Below are 17,941 nucleotides of genomic sequence, written 5' to 3' on the forward strand. Positions count from 1 at the left end.
CGCCCTGTTTCTCAACAGGGCGGGCTTTTTTATTGGCCTTGGGGATAAGTCTCTATCCCCTGCCATCACGCATCAGAAGTCCAGGTTGGACACGGCCAGTGCGTTGCTCTCGATGAAGTCTCGGCGGGGTTCTACCGCGTCGCCCATCAAGGTGTTGAAGATCTGATCGGCGCCGATCGCGTCTTCAATGGTGACTTTCAGCATGCGGCGCACGCTTGGGTCCATGGTGGTTTCCCAGAGTTGGTCCGGGTTCATTTCGCCCAGCCCTTTGTAGCGCTGGATGGTGTGGCGCTTGGTGCTTTCGGCCATCAGCCAGTCCAGGGCTTCTTTGAACTCGGTGACTTGTTTACGACGCTCGCCACGCTGGATGTAAGCACCGTCGTCGAGCAGGGTGCTCAATTGGGCGCCCAGGGTCACAACGGTTTTGTAGTCGTTGCTGCCGAAGAAGTCGCGGTTGAAGGTGATGAAGGTCGAGTGGCCGTGGGAGATCAGCTCGACTTCTGGCAACCAGACATTGCGCTCGCGGTCTTCACGCAGGCTGGCTTTGTACACCAGGCCAGACTTCTCAACCAGACGCAGACGCTCTTCGAACTTGGCCATCCAGGCTTGCATGGCAGCATGGTCGCCCAACTGCTCAAGGGTGACGGCCGGCAGGTAGATGAAGTGCTCGGTCAGCTCCTGTGGGTACAGGCGCGACAGACGCTTGAGGGTCTTCATAACCATGCGGAAGTCGTACACCAGACGCTCCAGCGCTTCACCGGAGATGCCTGGGGCGTCTTCGTTGAGGTGCAGGCTGGCGTCTTCAAGGGCCGACTGGGTCATGTATTCTTCCATGGCGTCGTCGTCTTTGATGTACTGCTCTTGCTTGCCCTTTTTCACTTTGTACAACGGCGGCTGGGCGATGTAGATGTAGCCACGCTCGATCAGCTCCGGCAACTGACGGAAGAAGAAGGTCAGCAGCAGGGTACGGATGTGCGAACCGTCGACGTCAGCATCGGTCATGATGATGATGTTGTGATAGCGCAGTTTGTCGATGTTGTACTCTTCACGACCAATGCCGCAGCCCAGTGCGGTGATCAAGGTGCCGACTTCTTGCGAAGAGATCATCTTGTCAAAACGGGCTTTCTCAACGTTGAGGATTTTACCCTTCAACGGCAGGATGGCTTGGGTGCGGCGGTTACGTCCCTGCTTGGCGGAGCCGCCAGCAGAGTCACCTTCCACGAGGTACAGCTCGGACAATGCCGGGTCTTTTTCCTGGCAGTCGGCCAGTTTGCCCGGCAAGCCTGCGATGTCCAGCGCGCCTTTGCGGCGGGTCATCTCACGGGCTTTACGCGCGGCTTCACGGGCACGCGCTGCGTCGATCATTTTGCCGACGATCAGCTTGGCTTCGTTCGGGTTTTCCAGCAGGAAGTCGGAGAAGAACTTGCCCATTTCCTGTTCAACTGCGGTCTTCACTTCAGAAGACACCAGCTTGTCTTTGGTCTGGGAGCTGAACTTGGGGTCCGGAACCTTCACCGAGATAATCGCGGTCAGGCCTTCACGGGCGTCATCACCGGTGGTGGCGACCTTGTGCTTCTTGGCCAGGCCTTCAGCTTCGATGTAGGTGTTGAGGTTACGCGTCAGGGCAGAGCGGAAGCCCACCAGGTGCGTACCGCCATCGCGCTGCGGAATGTTGTTGGTGAAGCACAACAGGTTCTCGTTGAAGCTGTCGTTCCACTGCAAGGCGACTTCTACACCAATGCCATCTTCACGCTGGACATTGAAGTGGAAGACCTGGTTAACCGTGGTTTTGTTGGTGTTCAGGTAGTCAACAAACGCACGCAGACCGCCTTCGTACTTGAACAGCTCTTCTTTGCCGGAGCGCTCGTCCTTGAGGACGATACCCACGCCAGAGTTCAGGAAGGACAGTTCACGAATACGCTTGGCCAGGATGTCCCAGCTGAAGTGAATGTTCTTGAAGGTCTCGGCAGACGGTTTGAAGTGAATCTGAGTACCGGTGGTGTCGCTTTCGCCAACGATGGCCATAGGTGCCTGAGGCACGCCGTGGACGTAGGTCTGTTCCCAAATCTTGCCGCTGCGACGTACTGTCAGTACCAGCAATTCGGACAGGGCGTTTACTACCGACACACCTACACCGTGCAAGCCGCCGGATACTTTGTAGGAGTTGTCATCGAACTTACCGCCGGCGTGCAGCACGGTCATGATGACCTCGGCCGCTGATACGCCTTCTTCTTTGTGCACATCAACCGGGATGCCGCGGCCGTTATCGCGCACGGTAATGGACTCATCCGGGTGGATGGTAATGGTGATGTCGTCGCAATGGCCAGCCAGCGCTTCGTCGATGGAGTTGTCGACGACTTCGAACACCATGTGGTGCAGGCCGCTGCCATCGTCAGTATCACCAATGTACATACCGGGACGTTTGCGTACGGCATCCAGGCCTTTCAGCACTTTAATGCTCGTTGAGTCGTACGTATTTTCTTCGCTCAATGCCTTCACTCCCGATGGTCGTGGGTCTGGGTGATACAGCCCTGTTCCACGTGGAACAGGGCAACTGGCGTTTCCGTCTGCCAGCCTTCCCTCATAAATTCGTGGTCTACACAGGTGATAAAAACCTGGCAGCGTAAGTCTTCCAACAAGCGACACAGTGCGTTGCGATGCTGCTCATCCAGTTCGGACGGCAAGTCATCCACCAGATAAATACATTGGCCACGCCGGGCCTGGCTCACCAAATGCCCTTGGGCAATGCGCAATGCACAGACCACTAACTTCTGCTGACCACGTGACAGGATGTCTGCCGCGTTATTGGCACCTAGCTTGAGGCGCAAGTCAGCTCGTTGTGGTCCGGCCTGGGTATGCCCCATTTGCTGGTCCCGGTGGACAGACGCAGCGAGTACAGCACTCAGCTCTCGGTCTTTGTCCCAGCCACGGTAATAACTCAGCGTTAAGCCTTCGAGTTCAAGCAACTCACTTAAGGTCTGCTCAAAGACAGGTTTCAAGGCCTTGATGTAAGCGCGGCGGTATTCATCAATTTCAGCACTGGCCAGACACAGTTCCCGGTCCCAGGCCGCTTGTGAAACGGCGTCGAGTGTACCATGCCGCAGCCATGAGTTCCGCTGCCGCAGGGCCTTCTGTAGCCGCTGCCAGGTCGACATAAAGCGCGGCTCCACATGGAACACCCCCCAGTCGAGAAACTGCCTACGGATCTTTGGGGCGCCTTCCAGTAGACGGAAGCTGTCAGGGTTGATCAATTGCAGGGGCAGGATCTCGGCCAGCTGCGCGGCACTGCGCGCATTTTGACCGTCGATCCGAATCTGGAACTCCCCATTTCGGTCCCGCGAAATACCCAACGCACTGTGCCCGCCTTCGGCCAGTTCGACCTGGCCAAACACGGTGCAGCTTTGCAGTTCATGCTGAATGACCGGCGTTAGCCGGGTACTGCGAAACGAACGGGCAAGCCCCAGTAAATGGACTGCTTCCAGCACGCTGGTTTTTCCGCTGCCGTTGGCGCCATACAGGATATTGATGCGGGGGGAGGGGGAGAAGGTCACCGGGTGCAGGTTACGCACACCGGTGACAGAGACGCGACTAAGGGACATCTAGCGTGGGCTGTGCATAAGTTACAGGCGCATCGGCATAACAACGTAGGCCGAGTCGTCGTTGTCCGACTCTTGCACCAGGGCGCTGCTGTTGGAGTCCGACAGGATCAAACGCACTTGTTCAGTGGTCATCACGCCCAGCACGTCCAGCAGGTAGCTCACGTTGAAACCGATTTCGAGCGAGCCGCCGTTGTAATCAACGCCCACTTCTTCTTCCGCTTCTTCCTGCTCCGGGTTGTTGGCCTGGATCTTCAATTGGCCATTAGCCAGTTGCAGACGAATACCGCGGTACTTCTCGTTGGACAGAATGGCGGTACGGCTGAACGCTTCACGCAGGGCCTGACGGTCACCGATCACCACCTTGTCACCGCCTTTAGGCAGTACACGCTCGTAATCCGGGAACTTGCCATCTACCAGCTTAGAGGTGAAGGTGAACTCGCCGGTGGTCGCACGGATGTGGTGTGCGCCCAACACGATGCTGACTTCGCCGTCCGGTTCGGTCAGCAAACGAGCCATTTCGAGGATGCCTTTACGCGGCACGATCACTTGATGGCGGTCTGGCTGGCCAATGTCGGCTTTCATCGAGCACATGGCCAGACGGTGACCGTCGGTAGCCACTGCGCGAATGATGCCGGCCGAAACTTCCAGCAACATGCCGTTGAGGTAGTAACGAACGTCCTGCTGGGCCATGGCAAAGCTGGTGCGCTCGATCAGGCGGCGCAGCTTGCTTTGCTGCAGGCTGCAAGTCAGCGAGCCCGGGCCTTCTTCAACGGTCGGGAAGTCATTGGCAGGCAAGGTGGACAGGGTAAAACGGCTACGGCCCGCTTTAACCACCAGTTTTTGATCGTCGAGCTTGATGTCGATCAGGGCGTCGTTGGGCAAGCTTTTGCAGATGTCCATCAGCTTGCGCGCAGGCACGGTGATCTCGCCGGGTTCAGCCGGCTCTTCGAGCTGAACGCGACCGACCAGTTCGACCTCAAGGTCGGTACCGGTCAGCGACAATTGCTGGCCTTCGACAACCAACAGCACGTTGGACAATACCGGCAAGGTCTGGCGGCGTTCTACAACGCCCGCGACCAGTTGCAGGGGTTTCAACAAGGCTTCGCGTTGAATGGTGAAATGCATGGTCTAGTCCCTTGCCTTAATAAGCTGCGTTGGTGTCATCAGGTTGTCAGGGTTCGCAGCAGGTTCTTGTAGTCCTCGCGGATGTCCGCGTCGGATTCCTTGAGTTCGTTGATCTTGCGGCATGCGTGCAAGACCGTGGTGTGGTCGCGGCCACCAAACACATCGCCGATTTCCGGCAGGCTGTGGTTAGTCAGCTCTTTGGACAGTGCCATGGCCACTTGGCGAGGGCGGGCCACCGAGCGTGAACGACGCTTGGACAGCAAGTCCGAAATTTTGATCTTGTAGTACTCAGCCACAGTACGCTGAATGTTATCCACAGAGACCAGTTTGTCTTGCAGCGCCAGCAAGTCTTTGAGGGACTCGCGAATCAGCTCGATGGTGATGTCGCGGCCCATAAAGTGCGAGTGGGCAATAACCCGCTTGAGCGCGCCTTCGAGCTCACGCACGTTGGAACGAATGCGTTGGGCAATAAAGAAGGCGGCATCGTGAGGCAGGTCGACCTTGGCCTGGTCTGCCTTTTTCATCAAGATCGCGACGCGCGTTTCAAGCTCTGGTGGCTCAACGGCCACGGTCAAACCCCAGCCGAAGCGGGATTTGAGACGCTCTTCGAGCCCTTCGATCTCTTTAGGGTAGCGGTCGCTGGTCAGAATCACTTGCTGACCGCCTTCAAGCAAGGCGTTGAAGGTGTGGAAGAACTCTTCCTGAGAACGCTCTTTGCGTGCAAAGAATTGAATGTCATCGATGAGCAGGGCGTCGACCGAACGGTAGAAGCGCTTGAACTCATTGATAGCGTTGAGCTGCAGGGCCTTGACCATGTCGGCTACAAAACGCTCGGAATGCAGGTACACCACCTTGGCATTCGGGTTCTTCTTCAGCAGGTGGTTGCCCACCGCGTGCATCAAGTGCGTTTTACCCAGACCAACGCCGCCATAAAGGAAGAGCGGGTTGTAGCCATGCTTGGGGTTGTCGGCCACTTGCCACGCCGCCGCACGGGCCAGTTGGTTGGACTTGCCCTCGACGAAGTTTTCGAAGGTGAACGTGCGGTTCAGGTAGCTGGTGTGCTTGAGCGCGCCCTCAACCTGGACGGTGCGCTGTTCGGCACGGGCTGGCGCCTGTTGCGAACTGGCACCCGCCATCGGGTCGAAGCTGTCACGCGAAGGCTCTTCGCTCGCTTGGTCCGCCTGTTTAGGCGCTGGCGCCGGTGCGGGCGTGGCACTTGCCGGTGCGCTGGGTGCTGGCGCAGGCGCGGATTGCTGTTGCGAAGCCGCTGCGGCCAATGGCGCATTCGGCGCAGCACGAGGTGCCGAGCTGCGTTTGCTGCCTATTAATAAGGACAGCGCAGGCGCCATGCCATTGCTGTGCTCGTTCAGCAGTTCAAGCAAACGGCTCAGGTACTTCTCGTTAACCCAGTCGAGCACAAAACGATTAGGCGCATACACGCGCAACTCGTCGCCTTCGGCTTCGACCTGTAGTGGACGGATCCAGGTGTTGAATTGCTGGGCAGGCAGCTCATCGCGCAAAAGCTCTACGCACTGCTGCCAAAGTTCCACTGACACGGATATCCCCTAAGTTGAAAGCCGGTGAGGCAAAAACAGGCGCCATTGTAGCGACCACTCGCCCACTTATCCACATGTAGGTTGCCTGCCTATAAGGAGAACGAGGTCTTTTTACTGTTAACAAAGCGACCAATGGTATGTGCATAAGGTCTGTGGATAAGCGGGTCTAAGCTCGTTGCACAAGTGGGGGTGAAACACTGTGCATAACTGGCCTGTGGATAAAGAGGCCTTTCGTACACAGCTTATCCGAGGTCGCAGCACAGGCAGAGCACGGCTTCTCGACAGTGTTGTCATTCTCTGTAGGCCATGATTTTTAAGGGCTGCATCGAGTTATCCACAGATAAGTGGTTCACTAAAGTTAATAAGTTCTTTAAAAAAGCTTTAAATACGCTGTCTTTTTATTTTTATGACTGGCTGAACAAATGCGTGTGCACAACCGTTGGTATCTATTTAGCCGTCAACGTTGGTTGGAAATTGACCTATGGGCCTGCATTCACTAGAATCGCCGGTCTCTTAAAACGGGGGCCATTCCGGCCCGTTGTGGACGAACCAGGTAGCACGACATGAAACGTACTTTCCAACCAAGCACTATCAAACGCGCCCGCACTCACGGTTTCCGTGCTCGCATGGCTACTAAAAACGGCCGTGCAGTCCTGTCGCGTCGCCGCGCCAAAGGCCGTGCGCGTCTGGCAGTTTGATAATCAGACAATGGTGGTGAGTCAGGACTTCAGTCGGGAAAAGCGGTTACTCACTCCCCGACACTTCAAGGCAGTCTTTGACTCCCCCACCGGCAAGGTTCCGGGGAAAAATCTCCTGCTCCTTGCGCGCAGCAACGATCTTGATCACCCCCGTTTGGGGTTAGTGATCGGGAAAAAGAGCGTAAAGCTCTCCGTTCAGCGCAATCGCCTTAAGCGTTTGATGCGTGAATCGTTTCGTCTCCACCAGGATCTACTGGTTGGTTGGGATATCGTTATCGTCGCGCGCAAAGGTTTGGGTGACGTAGAGAACCCCGAATTGATTCAGCATTTCGGCAAACTGTGGAAACGTCTGGCCCGTAACACGCCAGCTCCATCTGTTAAAACCGAAACTGTAGGGGTAGGCAGTCCTGATGCGTAAACTGGCGCTCGTTCCGATCCAGTTTTACCGTTATGCCATTAGTCCTTTGATGGCAAATCACTGCCGTTTCTACCCCAGTTGTTCCTGCTACGCGTTGGAAGCCATCGAAACTCATGGCGTTCTTCGCGGCGGCTGGCTGACCTTTCGTCGTTTAGGTCGCTGTCACCCGTGGAATCCCGGTGGTTACGACCCGGTTCCACCTATCCCTACCTCCCGTTCTTCTTGATGGCCGAGTAATCATGGATATTAAACGCACGATCCTGATCGTCGCTCTCGCAGTCGTGTCCTACGTTATGGTTCTGAAATGGAACCAGGATTACGGCCAAGCTGCCCTGCCGACTCAGAATGTTGCCGCCAGCAGTAATACCGCGCAGGGTTTGCCTGACTCGGTGCCAGGTAACAACGCTTCGAACAGTGCCGATGTACCCAGTGCCAATGCCGACACCAGCACACCAACAGAAACGCCGGTGGCTGCAAGCAAAGACCTGATTCACGTCAAAACCGACGTACTGGATATTGCAATTGATCCACAGGGTGGTGACGTTGCCCAACTGCGTCTGCCGCTTTATCCACGTCGCCAGGACCACCCGGATGTGCCTTTCCAGCTGTTCGATAACGGCGGTGAGCGTACTTATCTGGCACAAAGTGGCCTGACTGGCGTTGACGGCCCGGATGCACGTGCCGCCGGTCGTCCGGTTTTCAGTGTGGATAAAAAGACCTATGAACTGGCTCCTGGCCAGGATCAATTGGTTGTTGACCTGAAATTCAGCGAAGACGGCGTTAACTACATCAAGCGTTTCACGTTCAAACGTGGCCTGTACGATGTTCAAGTCAGTTATTTGATTGATAACGAGAGTGGCAAGCCGTGGACCGGCAACCTGTTCGCGCAATTGAAACGCGACGCCAGCTCTGATCCTTCTTCCAGCACCGCCACCGGTACTGCCACTTACCTGGGCGCTGCCCTGTGGACAAGTGCAGAACCGTACAAAAAAGTGTCGATGAAAGATATCGACAAGGGTTCGCTGAAAGAAACCGTTCAAGGTGGCTGGGTTGCATGGCTGCAGCACTACTTTGTAACCGCGTGGATCCCGCAGAAAGGCGATAACAACGTCGTTCAGACCCGCAAAGACAATCAAGGCAACTACATCATCGGTTTCACTGGCCCTACCTTGACGGTTGAGCCGGGTAAAACAGGTGAAACCAGCGCTACCTTGTACGCAGGTCCAAAGAGCCAGGGTGTACTCAAAGAGTTGTCCCCAGGCCTGGAGCTGACTGTCGACTACGGCATTCTGTGGTTCATTGCCCAGCCAATCTTCTGGTTGCTGCAACATATCCACAGCCTGGTGGGTAACTGGGGTTGGTCGATTATCTTCCTGACCATGCTGATCAAAGGGATCTTCTTCCCGCTGTCGGCCGCCAGCTACAAATCGATGGCTCGCATGCGCGCTGTGGCACCAAAACTGGCCGCTCTGAAAGAGCAGTTCGGTGATGATCGCCAGAAAATGTCGCAAGCAATGATGGAGCTGTACAAGAAAGAGAAGATCAATCCACTGGGCGGCTGCTTGCCGATTCTGGTGCAGATGCCGGTGTTCCTGTCCTTGTACTGGGTACTTCTGGAAAGTGTTGAAATGCGTCAAGCGCCTTTCATGCTCTGGATTACCGACTTGTCGATTAAAGACCCGTTCTTCATTCTGCCGATCATCATGGGCGCAACCATGTTCATCCAGCAGCGTCTGAACCCGACACCTCCGGATCCGATGCAGGCCAAGGTGATGAAGCTGATGCCAATCATCTTCACCTTCTTCTTCCTGTGGTTCCCGGCTGGTCTGGTGCTGTACTGGGTTGTGAACAACTGCCTGTCCATCGCTCAACAGTGGTACATCACACGTAAGATCGAAGCCGCTACCAAAAAAGCAGCTGCTTAACTTACTCTGTTGATCACCACTCAAAACGCCCCCTAGTGGGGCGTTTTGCTATCTGTCACTTTTGTTTTTGAGGCCTGTTTTTATGAGTGTTCCGGCACAAACCATTGCTGCTGTGGCAACCGCCCAAGGCCGAGGTGGTGTGGGGATCGTGCGTGTTTCCGGGCCACTCGCCCGGGCGGCGGCGCAAGCGTTCACTGAGCGCGAACTGAAACCGCGCTACGCCCATTACGGACCGTTTTATGGTGAAAACGGTGAAGTTTTGGATGAAGGCATTGCGCTGTATTTCCCGGGCCCGAACTCGTTCACCGGCGAAGATGTGCTGGAGTTGCAAGGTCACGGCGGACCGATCGTGCTCGATATGCTGCTGCAACGCTGCATCGAGCTGGGCTGCCGTTTGGCACGACCAGGCGAATTCAGTGAGCGCGCGTTTTTAAACGACAAGCTCGATCTGGCTCAGGCCGAGGCCATAGCCGACCTCATTGAAGCAAGTTCTGCACAGGCTGCGCGCAACGCATTACGGTCTTTGCAGGGTGCTTTCTCACACCGTGTGCATAACTTGACTGAGCAGCTCATCAGTTTGCGCATCTACGTCGAGGCAGCGATTGACTTCCCGGAGGAAGAAATCGACTTTCTGGCCGATGGCCACGTATTGCGCATGCTCGATAAAGTCCGCGAAGAGTTATCCACCGTTAAGCGCGAAGCCGGCCAGGGCGCCTTGCTGCGCGATGGCATGACGGTGGTGATTGCCGGTCGACCCAATGCGGGCAAGTCCAGTTTGCTCAACGCGCTGGCCGGCCGTGAAGCAGCCATTGTGACAGAGATCGCCGGCACCACCCGCGACGTGCTGCGTGAACATATCCACATCGACGGCATGCCCCTGCATGTGGTGGATACAGCAGGGCTGCGGGATACCGAAGATCAGGTCGAGAAAATCGGCGTGCAGCGGGCCCTCAAAGCCATTGGTGAGGCGGATCGCGTGTTGCTGGTGGTGGATGCGACGGCACCGGAAGCGGATGACCCCTTCGCGTTGTGGCCCGAGTTTTTGGAGCAGCGCCCGGACCCGGCCAAAGTCACCTTGATTCGTAACAAGGCGGACATCAGCGGTGAAGCGGTGAGCCTTGAAGTGAGCGCCGATGGCCATGTCACGATCAGCCTCAGCGCCCGATCGACGGACGGTCTGGATTTGCTGCGTGAGCACCTCAAGGCCTGCATGGGCTACGAGCAAACCTCTGAAAGCAGCTTCAGCGCACGTCGTCGTCACCTGGAGGCGTTGCAGCACGCCAGCGATGCCCTTGAGCATGGCCGGGCACAGCTGACGCTGGCGGGCGCCGGTGAATTGCTGGCCGAAGATTTGCGCATGGCGCAGCAATCGCTGGGCGAGATTACCGGGGCATTCAGCTCGGATGATCTGCTGGGGCGGATCTTCTCCAGCTTCTGTATCGGGAAATAATTTAGCTCTGTAGCCGCTGAGGAGCGTAGCGAGGCTGCGAAAAGGACCGAAGGGCCTTTAGATTGCCGGGGCTGCTTCGCAACCCATCGCAGCCTCGTACCTCGTCAGCGGCTACACAGATCAATCATTTTGCTACAGTTAGTCGCATTCCCTCCGAGGTATTAGTCCAATGCGCCATTGATGCCGCCGCGAATAGTGCGGCCAGTTCTTGATTCCCCTGCAACAGGGGGTAGATCTGTGCATCTCTGGAGTGCGTATGACCCACGCGACCTGTGTAACGCTGGAAGGCGTTTCTTATCAGCTGCCCGATGGCAGCCCGCTGTTTTCTGATCTCAACCTGCATCTCGATCAACGCCACACCGGCCTGGTGGGGCGTAATGGTGTGGGTAAAAGTGTATTGGCCCGTCTGATTGCCGGGGATATTGCTCCTACCGCTGGGCGCTGTCTGCGCACCAGGAAGGTGTATTACCTGGCGCAGCACATCACCCATGCCCCCGGGCAGACGGTCGCTGATCTGGCCGGTGTGCAACTCATCATCAACGCGCTGGAACGCATCGAGCAGGGCAGTACCGCACCAGCCGACTTTGACGCGGTGGGCGAGCAGTGGAACATTCGCCAGCAGTTACTCGACCAACTGGCCCACAACAACCTCGAGCACCTCACGCCTTCAACCCCGACCTCACGGCTCAGTGGCGGCGAAGCCATGCGTGCCGCGCTGATGGGGGCGTTTATGTCAGAAGCCGAGCTGCTGATTCTGGATGAGCCGACCAATCATCTGGACCGTGAGCAACGTTGGGCACTGCAGGCGCAACTCAGCCATTGGCCCAAGGCGTTGCTGGTGATCAGCCATGACCGCGAGTTGCTGGAGACGATGACGCGCATCCTCGAACTCTCAGCCCTGGGGCTGGCCAGCTACGGCGGGGGTTATTCGTTTTATGCACAGGCCAAAGCCCAGCAGCAATCGGCCGCCGAACAGCAACTGGCCCACGCCAAACTGGAACGAAACAGACAAGAACAACGGTTGCGCGAGCAGGCTGAACAGCTTGAACGCAGGCAGGCGCGGGGTAACAAGTCTGCCAGCACCCGTAATCAGGCGAAGATTTTGCTGGGCCGCCAAAAGGAGCGCAGCCAAAACAGCAGCGGCAAATTCCAGCAACATCAGCAAACCGCGCGCGAGGCGTTGTCGGTGCGCGTCAGTCAAACTGCCAGCCAGGTTGAAAAGCAGCAGGCCGTGTTTGTCTATGCCCCCACAACAAGCCAGCACAGCGCTGCCCACATCGCCGAGCTGGTCGATGCACGCTTGCCGTATGGCTTCGAACCGTTGCGCACACTCAGCCTTACGCTCAGTCGGGGCCAGCGGGTGGCCTTGCTCGGCCCCAATGGCTGCGGTAAATCAACGGTACTTAAGGTGTTGGCTGGCCAAGTGCAGACTCTGGCTGGGCAGGCGGATGTCCATGTGAAAACAGCTTATCTTGATCAACACCTGGCGTTGCTTAACCTTGAATGTTCGGTGCTGGAGCAATTGCAGGCACTCAATCGGCAACTCACAGAGAGTGAATTGCGTACCCGGCTGGCGCAATTAGGGGTCGGCGCCGAGCAGGTGAATCGCCCTTGTGGACAACTCAGTGGGGGTGAACGGCTGAAGGCGGCAATGGCCTGTGTGTTCTATGCCGAGCAACCTGCGCAGCTGTTGTTGCTCGATGAGCCCGCCAATCACCTCGATCTGGTGTCCTTGCTGGTGCTGGAAAGCATGCTCAATCAGTACACCGGCACGTTGGTTGTGACCTCACACGACCAAAGGTTTCTCGACGCTATTGGAATAACCCACAGGCTCATCGCGAGTGCCAACGGCTGGTTGAGCACCCCTGTTTGAATAGCCGATAAGCCGCCGTTCATCACCTTTATCCCTGTTGAATCTGCTGGCCGCTGGATGACGTGTTCATCCAGACGGCTTTCGGCCGCCTTTTTGTTGGCCTTGAAGGGGGAATTTCGTCGGATAAGCTCTGTGTATAACTGGCCCTTAGCTCAGTGGGTAAGTGGGCTCGAAAACTGAAGATAAACCCCCCTGTGGATAACGTTATCATTTACCCACAGGCTTAACGCACTTATTCACGCCCCTCATGGCCACATGACCACAGACTTTTGAATCTCTGTACAGTACGTAAAATAAGGCTATTAGCAATCTATCCACAGAAAGGTGCCGCTATAGAAATAAACATAAAAACAAAGCTTTAATAAATTTCTTCTTTATTTATTTTTCTATCTTGCCTTATCCACAAGCTGGTTAAATTTTGTGCAAAGGGTTCTTTAAGGAAGGCGAAGTCCCTATACTTCGCGGTCTATCCAAAAAACCCCTAGTAACAGGCACGAGGTGCGTGGTGAATTTCCCTTCCCGTTTTGCAGTGATCGTCATCGGTGGCGGTCACGCCGGAACCGAGGCTGCACTTGCTTCAGCACGCATGGGTGTAAAAACCCTGCTGTTGACCCACAACGTGGAAACCCTCGGGCATATGAGCTGCAACCCTGCGATCGGCGGGATTGGTAAAAGCCATCTGGTTAAAGAAATCGATGCCCTCGGCGGCGCGATGGCGACCGCAACGGATAAAAGCGGTATCCAGTTCCGCGTACTCAATGGCCGTAAAGGCCCGGCCGTGCGGGCAACCCGCGCACAGGCCGACCGCGCTATTTACAAGTCGGTGGTACGCGAAATTCTGGAAAACCAACCGAACCTGTGGATATTTCAACAAGCGGCGGATGACCTGATTGTTGAAAACGATCAGGTACGCGGTGTTGTTACCCAGATGGGCCTGCGTTTTCTGGCTGACTCGGTGGTTTTGACCACCGGTACGTTCCTGGGTGGACTTATCCACATCGGTTTGCAGAATTACTCGGGCGGACGCGCCGGTGATCCACCTTCGATTGCCCTGGCACACCGTCTGCGTGAACTGCCTTTGCGTGTCGGTCGCCTGAAAACCGGCACCCCGCCACGCATTGATGGCCGTTCGGTTGATTTCTCGGTGATGACGGAACAACCGGGTGATACGCCGATCCCGGTCATGTCGTTCATGGGCAACAAAGAACAGCACCCGACTCAAGTCAGCTGCTGGATCACCCATACCAATGCACGTACCCACGAAATCATTGCGTCTAACCTCGATCGTTCGCCGATGTACTCAGGTGTGATTGAAGGGATTGGCCCGCGTTACTGCCCGTCGATTGAAGACAAGATTCATCGTTTTGCTGACAAGGAAAGCCATCAGGTGTTTATCGAACCGGAAGGTTTGAACACCCATGAGCTGTATCCGAACGGTATTTCGACCTCGTTGCCTTTTGATGTTCAGTTGCAACTCGTGCAGTCCATCCGCGGTATGGAAAATGCCCACATCGTGCGACCTGGCTATGCCATCGAATATGATTATTTCGACCCGCGCGACCTGAAATACAGCCTCGAAACCAAGGTGATCGGCGGTTTGTTCTTTGCCGGGCAAATCAACGGCACCACCGGTTACGAAGAAGCGGGGGCACAAGGTTTGCTCGCCGGAACCAACGCAGCCTTGCTCGCACAGGGCAAAGAGACCTGGTGCCCGCGTCGCGATGAAGCCTACATCGGTGTATTGGTTGATGACCTGATTACCCTGGGGACTCAAGAACCGTACCGAATGTTTACTTCCCGCGCCGAATACCGCCTCATCCTGCGTGAAGACAACGCCGATATGCGCCTGACCGAAAAAGGTCGCGAGCTCGGTTTGGTCGATGACGCCCGTTGGGCGGCGTTCTGCACCAAGCGCGAAAGCATTGCCCTGGAAGAACAACGACTGAAAAGCACCTGGGTACGCCCGGGGACTGAGCAAGGTGAAGCGATTGCGGCCAAATTTGGCACACCGTTGACCCATGAATACAATTTGCTCAGTTTGCTGACTCGTCCGGAAATCGACTACGCCGGTCTGGTCGAAGTGACCGGTGAAGGGGCAAGCGACCCGCTGGTCGCTGAACAGGTTGAGATCAAAACCAAGTACGCGGGCTACATCGACCGTCAACATGACGAGATTGCGCGTCTTCGCGCCAGTGAAAATATCAAACTGCCTGTGGATATCGATTACACGACCATTTCCGGGTTGTCCAAAGAGATCCAGAGCAAGCTCGGTGCAACACGCCCCGAGACGCTGGGCCAGGCATCGCGGGTACCCGGTGTGACGCCGGCGGCGATTTCCCTGTTGATGATTCACCTGAAAAAACGCGGCGCTGGCCGCAAGTTGGAGCAAAACGCTTGAGTTCGCTGGTGACCGCACAACACGCTGAAGAGTTATCAACAGGTGCACGCCAACTGGGCGTCGCTTTGACCCAAACCCAGCATGACCTGCTGCTGGGCTATCTGGCCCTGTTGATAAAATGGAACAAGGCCTACAACCTCACGGCTGTGCGTAACCCGGACGAGATGGTTTCGCGTCATTTGCTCGACAGCCTGAGCGTGATGCCGTTTATCGAAAACGGCCGTTGGCTGGACGTGGGCAGCGGCGGCGGGATGCCGGGTATCCCGTTAGCGATCCTGTTTCCTGAGTCGCAAGTGACTTGCCTGGACAGCAACGGCAAGAAAACCCGCTTTCTGACCCAGGTCAAACTGGAGCTCAAGCTGGACAACCTGCAAGTTATCCACAGCCGTGTTGAAGAGTTCCGGCCTGAGCAGGCGTTCAATGGAATTGTTTCCAGGGCTTTCAGCAGCATGGAGAACTTCACCAACTGGACGCGGCACCTGGGCAACAGCGAAACACGCTGGTTGGCAATGAAGGGCGTTCATCCGGCCGATGAGCTGGTAGCATTGCCGTCTGATTTTCGTCTAGATAGCGAACACGCCTTGACCGTACCGGGTTGCCAAGGCCAACGCCATCTGCTGATACTGCGCCGAACGGCATGATTGGGAACGCAAGCAAGAATGGCTAAGGTATTCGCAATAGCGAACCAAAAAGGTGGTGTGGGTAAAACCACCACCTGTATCAACCTCGCAGCATCGCTGGTCGCGACCAAGCGGCGCGTCCTGTTGATCGATCTAGATCCACAAGGCAACGCCACCATGGGCAGCGGTGTGGATAAACATGGTCTTGAGAATTCGGTCTACGACCTGTTGATCGGTGAATGCGACCTGGCCCAGGCCATGCACATCTCCGAACACGGTGGTTACCAGCTGTTGCCGGCCAACCGTGACCTGACGGCAGCCGAAGTCGTACTGCTCGAAATGCAGATGAAAGAAAGCCGTCTGCGTACAGCGCTGGCGCCGGTGCGTGAAAGCTACGATTACATCCTGATCGACTGCCCGCCGTCGTTGTCGATGCTGACCTTGAACGCCCTGGTGGCTGCCGACGGGGTAATTATCCCCATGCAGTGCGAGTACTTCGCCCTCGAAGGCTTGAGCGACCTTGTGGATAACATCAAGCGTATCGCCGAATTGCTCAATCCGAACCTGAAAATCGAAGGCCTGCTGCGGACTATGTACGACCCGCGCCTGAGCCTGATGAACGATGTGTCGGCCCAGCTCAAGGAACACTTTGGCGAGCAGCTGTACGACACGGTGATTCCGCGAAACATTCGTCTTGCCGAGGCGCCGAGTTACGGCATGCCTGCATTGGCCTATGATAAAAACTCCCGTGGCGCGATTGCTTACCTTGCCCTGGCCGGCGAGCTGGTTCGTCGTCAACGTCGCACCTCCCGCACTGCTCAGCCAACTTAAGGATATTCCATGGCCGTCAAGAAACGAGGTCTAGGACGTGGACTGGATGCACTCCTGAGTGGTCCTACGGTCAGCTCGCTGGAAGAGCAGGCCGTCAAGGTCGATCAAAGCGAACTGCAGCATTTGCCCCTGGACCTGATCCAGCGCGGCAAATATCAGCCTCGTCGCGACATGGACCCGCAAGCGCTCGAAGAACTGGCGAACTCCATCAAGACCCAGGGCGTGATGCAGCCGATCGTGGTGCGTCCGATCGCCGGTGACCGTTTTGAGATCATTGCCGGTGAACGTCGCTGGCGCGCCAGCCAACAGGCCGGTAAAGACACCATTCCGGCGATGGTGCGTGATGTGCCGGATGAAACCGCTATCGCGATGGCGCTGATTGAAAACATTCAGCGTGAAGACCTTAATCCGATCGAAGAAGCGATTGCCTTGCAACGCTTACAGCAAGAGTTTCAGCTGACTCAACAACAAGTGGCCGACGCTGTGGGTAAGTCCCGCGTGTCTGTGGCTAACTTGTTGCGGTTGATTTCATTGCCCGAAGTGATCAAAACCATGCTGTCCCACGGTGACCTAGAAATGGGGCACGCACGGGCATTGCTCGGTTTGCCGGACAACAAGCAGGTTGAGGGGGCGCGACACGTTGTCGCACGTGGTCTGACCGTACGCCAGACCGAAGCCTTGGTTCGTCAGTGGTTGAGCGGTAAACAAGAGCCTGCTGAACCGGTTAAAGCCGATCCCGATATCACTCGCCTCGAGCAGCGTCTGGCCGAGCGCCTAGGCTCTGCGGTGCAGATCCGCCACGGAAAGAAGGGAAAAGGCCAATTAGTGATTGGTTACAACTCCCTTGATGAGCTTCAGGGAGTGCTTGCTCACATCCGCTGAAACATTTCCTTTGTAGCGCGCAGTCGGAAATCACTACCTGACAGTTGAATAGGGGCTTCAGCGCCCCTATACTCTGCGCGCATTTTGTCGGCACAAATTATGCCAAGTTTTAGCTTTTGGCAGCCGACCATTGAGGAGCAGTTGTGATGGAGACACGCACGCCAAACCGCTTGCCATTCCATCGCTTGGCGGTTTTCCCGGTTTTGCTGGCTCAATTTGTCGTTTTATTGCTGGCTGCTCTGGGGCTCTGGCAATGGCATGGAGTTGTAGCCGGATACTCAGGACTCTGCGGAGGCCTGATCGCTTTGCTACCCAATGTGTACTTTGCTCACAGAGCTTTCCGGTTTACCGGCGCTCGAGCAGCGCAAGCCATCGTCCGGTCGTTTTACGCTGGCGAGGCGGGCAAATTAATTTTGACGGCAGTGCTGTTCGCGCTGACGTTTGCAGGTGTGAAGCCATTGGCGCCGCTAGCTGTATTCGGCGTCTTCGTGTTGACCCAATTGGTCAGCTGGTTCGCTCCCCTGCTAATGAGAACAACACTTTCGAGACCTTAGGGCGTTTGAGGC

At 56.2% G+C, this 17,941-nt stretch carries 15 protein-coding genes; 11 read left to right on the plus strand and 4 right to left on the minus strand.

The window, feature by feature from the left end; all coding sequences use genetic code 11:
• Window positions 1-72: 72 nt before the first annotated feature.
• From gyrB to dnaA, 4 genes are read right to left on the minus strand one after another with little or no spacing between them, the layout of a single operon-like run.
• Window positions 73-2,490, minus strand: a complete 2,418-nt coding sequence (gene gyrB, locus GHO41_RS10860; protein WP_048373585.1) for a DNA topoisomerase (ATP-hydrolyzing) subunit B — start codon at window positions 2,488-2,490, stop codon at window positions 73-75.
• Window positions 2,491-2,495: 5 nt separating this feature from the next.
• The gene (recF, locus tag GHO41_RS10865; protein WP_048373583.1) at window positions 2,496-3,599 is read right to left on the minus strand and encodes a DNA replication/repair protein RecF; all 1,104 of its coding nucleotides are present in this window, start codon (window positions 3,597-3,599) and stop codon (window positions 2,496-2,498) included.
• A 21-nt stretch (window positions 3,600-3,620) separates the two neighbouring features.
• The gene (gene dnaN / locus GHO41_RS10870; protein WP_048373581.1) at window positions 3,621-4,724 is read right to left on the minus strand and encodes a DNA polymerase III subunit beta; all 1,104 of its coding nucleotides are present in this window, start codon (window positions 4,722-4,724) and stop codon (window positions 3,621-3,623) included.
• Window positions 4,725-4,762: 38 nt separating this feature from the next.
• A complete protein-coding gene (gene dnaA, locus GHO41_RS10875) occupies window positions 4,763-6,280 on the minus strand; it encodes a chromosomal replication initiator protein DnaA (RefSeq protein WP_178110064.1) in 1,518 nt (505 codons plus the stop codon).
• Between the two features lie 563 nt (window positions 6,281-6,843).
• Between dnaA and rpmH the strand changes: the two genes are divergently transcribed.
• The 11 genes from rpmH (at window position 6,844) to GHO41_RS10930 (ending at window position 17,929) form a co-directional block, all read left to right on the plus strand.
• Window positions 6,844-6,978, plus strand: coding sequence for a 50S ribosomal protein L34 (gene rpmH, locus GHO41_RS10880; protein WP_003213577.1), 135 nt, complete (start codon window positions 6,844-6,846; stop codon window positions 6,976-6,978).
• 16 nt (window positions 6,979-6,994) lie between these two features.
• Window positions 6,995-7,396 carry a ribonuclease P protein component gene (gene rnpA, locus GHO41_RS10885; protein ID WP_206540848.1) on the plus strand — a complete coding sequence of 134 codons (402 nt, stop codon included), beginning with the start codon at window positions 6,995-6,997 and terminating at the stop codon, window positions 7,394-7,396.
• Window positions 7,389-7,622 carry a membrane protein insertion efficiency factor YidD gene (gene yidD / locus GHO41_RS10890; protein WP_082148803.1) on the plus strand — a complete coding sequence of 78 codons (234 nt, stop codon included), beginning with the start codon at window positions 7,389-7,391 and terminating at the stop codon, window positions 7,620-7,622. Before rnpA ends, yidD begins: the two co-directional genes overlap by 8 nt.
• Window positions 7,623-7,635: 13 nt before the next feature.
• Window positions 7,636-9,321, plus strand: a complete 1,686-nt coding sequence (gene yidC / locus GHO41_RS10895) for a membrane protein insertase YidC (protein ID WP_048388195.1) — start codon at window positions 7,636-7,638, stop codon at window positions 9,319-9,321.
• Window positions 9,322-9,403: 82 nt separating this feature from the next.
• Window positions 9,404-10,771, plus strand: a complete 1,368-nt coding sequence (gene mnmE, locus GHO41_RS10900) for a tRNA uridine-5-carboxymethylaminomethyl(34) synthesis GTPase MnmE (RefSeq protein WP_153433553.1) — start codon at window positions 9,404-9,406, stop codon at window positions 10,769-10,771.
• Between the two features lie 256 nt (window positions 10,772-11,027).
• Window positions 11,028-12,644: an ABC-F family ATP-binding cassette domain-containing protein gene (locus GHO41_RS10905; RefSeq protein ID WP_153433554.1), complete on the plus strand. Its 1,617-nt coding sequence runs from the start codon at window positions 11,028-11,030 to the stop codon at window positions 12,642-12,644.
• A gap of 505 nt (window positions 12,645-13,149) precedes the next feature.
• A complete protein-coding gene (gene mnmG / locus GHO41_RS10910; RefSeq protein ID WP_323368869.1) occupies window positions 13,150-15,042 on the plus strand; it encodes a tRNA uridine-5-carboxymethylaminomethyl(34) synthesis enzyme MnmG in 1,893 nt (630 codons plus the stop codon).
• On the plus strand, window positions 15,039-15,683 hold the full coding sequence (rsmG, locus tag GHO41_RS10915) for a 16S rRNA (guanine(527)-N(7))-methyltransferase RsmG (protein ID WP_153328704.1): 645 nt from the start codon (window positions 15,039-15,041) through the stop codon (window positions 15,681-15,683). The genes mnmG and rsmG overlap by 4 nt, the downstream gene beginning before the upstream one ends.
• Before the next feature lie 18 nt (window positions 15,684-15,701).
• The gene (locus GHO41_RS10920; protein ID WP_048373569.1) at window positions 15,702-16,493 is read left to right on the plus strand and encodes a ParA family protein; all 792 of its coding nucleotides are present in this window, start codon (window positions 15,702-15,704) and stop codon (window positions 16,491-16,493) included.
• 9 nt (window positions 16,494-16,502) lie between these two features.
• Window positions 16,503-17,375 (plus strand): ParB/RepB/Spo0J family partition protein, encoded by an 873-nt coding sequence (locus GHO41_RS10925; RefSeq protein ID WP_048373567.1) that lies wholly within the window; start codon window positions 16,503-16,505, stop codon window positions 17,373-17,375.
• Window positions 17,376-17,521: 146 nt separating this feature from the next.
• On the plus strand, window positions 17,522-17,929 hold the full coding sequence (locus tag GHO41_RS10930) for a F0F1 ATP synthase subunit I (RefSeq protein ID WP_048373565.1): 408 nt from the start codon (window positions 17,522-17,524) through the stop codon (window positions 17,927-17,929).
• Window positions 17,930-17,941: the final 12 nt, after the last annotated feature.

This window comes from Pseudomonas sp. FSL R10-0399 (genome assembly GCF_009600165.1).
In the GTDB taxonomy this organism is placed as follows: Bacteria; Pseudomonadota; Gammaproteobacteria; order Pseudomonadales; family Pseudomonadaceae; genus Aquipseudomonas; species Aquipseudomonas helleri.